The organism is Niallia sp. 03133, from assembly GCF_052663225.1.
Genome location: NZ_JBQTCY010000027.1, coordinates 1 through 1739 on the forward strand (window position 1 = coordinate 1; position 1739 = coordinate 1739).

The window sequence follows — 1739 nt, forward strand, 5'->3', positions numbered from 1 at the left end:
TGTAGAAAACGATTATTAAACATTTCGATTGAATCTTAATCAATAAACACAAGTTTTTAGTAAATAATATGGAGCTGCCCACAGAGCAGCTCCAATCATTCATTTTATTCTTCCATTATTACTCCCCAACCATCTAGAATTCCACCGAAAGGACTGCTAACTTCGTCTAAATATTCTTGGATATTAACTACATTTTCATAGGTTAAATAGATAGTCTTTTGACAACAGCAGGACCATCCTCCATCTTCATCCATACTAATCAATATTTCAAAGTCCTCTTTACTAACAAGTTTGCTTATCTTCTCCCCAACTAACTTATCAGGAATAACAATAAAAAAGTCAACTTTATGCTTACTATTAAAATCCAAACCATATTTATATAATTCGTTTAACACTTGCCCATCTTCATCATTTGGAAATTTCATATGGAAACCTCCTTTCTATCAACAAGTTTATTCCAAATAAATTAATTTACATAATCTTTCCATTCCGATAAAAGAAGATGTCTTCTTTCTAACTTTCAACTGACTTTCCTAGTAAATAGAGAGCTTTCCACCCTCATTTAATTTTTCGGAAAGCTCTCTACTATATAATAATTTAACTATGCTTTTCCTGAAATCTCTCTATTAAGATCTCCTTAATGCCCAAGTCTCCAACTATCCCCAATGGATTAGGAATTTTTTCAGCCTCTTTCTCTTCAATTATTTCACAGTCAAATATTTCTCTATCACTAATTCCTATACTTTTGTAATATTTTCCTTCCATAGAAGCAACATATTCAATGTTTTGTAATTCTTGATCAGAAAAAATAACTTCAGTATATTGACAAGTCAACTTCCAATCATAATTCATTATGGATGCGTATCCAGTATTAGCAATCATTAAGAACTTATGATTGCTAATGTATGAATATATTTCTTCTACTTCTAAAGGTTTTTCTGAGAAAACATCTAAATATCCAATGATAATATCATCATTTTTATTAAGGACTAAATCTCCCCTGATAATAACACCATAATTATATTTTTGAATATCATTAAGAAAAATTTCATAGGTTTGACCCATTTTTATTTGTTTAAAATACTTAGTTTTTTTTTGTTGGTTTATTTTCACTTCGGATACTATTCCATCAAGTAATCGAAAATCATAATTAAGTAATTCAATTAAAAGGTCTTGAATATCTGATACTTTTTGTAAATTACTTGTATTATTAATATTTAATTTAATTTGTTTAACAATTGTTTCCTTGTCCATACTTCCTCCCTATCTATAAACACTTCTTGAAACAGACATATAGTATTTTTATTTTTTATTTTTTTACTGATTGGTCTAATTTTATTTCTTAAATTTTTCTTCCCACCATTTTTTAAGTATAACCTATGTTCTAAACCTCTTGCTTGGGCATAACTTAAACCACTTTTTCTTACATTAAAAGTAGCATCAGTATGAACTTTTGCATGAGCTGCTTTTCTAGCTTAAATATTCTTTGTTCTCCCTACATAAACAACTTTTTTCCCCTACTTAGAGTATAAACTGCATGAGTAGCCTTTCTTGCAGCCTTAAATCTAGCACCACCAACAAAACCTAACGCTGCAGCTCCTGCGATTTTCGCAGCAGTACCTCCAGCTCTGTATGCTTTATAGCCATCATATGCAGCAAACCCAACATTTACTGCCATCCAAAAGAAATCGCCATCAGGATCAACATTTGATACTGGATTATTCCCCGCATACATATAA

2 protein-coding genes and 1 pseudogene are annotated in these 1739 nt (G+C 30.4%); all 3 read right to left on the bottom strand.

All coding sequences use genetic code 11. The features are described from left to right. Nucleotides 1-104: 104 nt before the first annotated feature. On the bottom strand, nt 105-425 hold the full coding sequence (locus ACTYBU_RS22305; RefSeq protein ID WP_445493238.1) for a ribonuclease E inhibitor RraB: 321 nt from the start codon (nt 423-425) through the stop codon (nt 105-107). A 172-nt stretch (nt 426-597) separates the two neighbouring features. Continuing rightward, nucleotides 598-1254, bottom strand: coding sequence for a hypothetical protein (locus ACTYBU_RS22310; protein ID WP_445493240.1), 657 nt, complete (start codon nt 1252-1254; stop codon nt 598-600). Between the two features lie 241 nt (nt 1255-1495). Beyond that, nucleotides 1496-1739: pseudogene (locus ACTYBU_RS22315) on the bottom strand (hypothetical protein); the annotation flags it as partial.